At 56.3% G+C, this 254-nt stretch carries 1 pseudogene; it reads left to right on the forward strand.

The features are described from left to right. Positions 1 to 254: pseudogene (locus JI666_RS21445) on the forward strand (EamA family transporter RarD); the annotation flags it as partial.

Raw genomic sequence — 254 nt, forward strand, 5'->3', positions numbered from 1 at the left:
GCTCCGTCCCCGTGGTCGCCATTGCACTGGCGATGAGCTTTGGTTTTTATGGCCTGCTGCGCAAAAAAGTCAGTCTGGATGCACAAACTGGCCTGTTTATTGAAACGCTGCTGCTGTTTCCGGTTGCGGCGGTTTATCTGCTGACCATGGCCGACAGCGCAACCTCAGACATGACAGCCAATCCGTGGTCACTCAACCTGTTGCTGGTCGCCGCCGGTGTGATCACCACACTGCCACTGCTGTGTTTTACCGGC

It is taken from the genome of Bacillus sp. NTK071, assembly GCF_017303315.1.
Taxonomy (GTDB): Bacteria; Bacillota; Bacilli; order Bacillales; family Guptibacillaceae; genus Guptibacillus.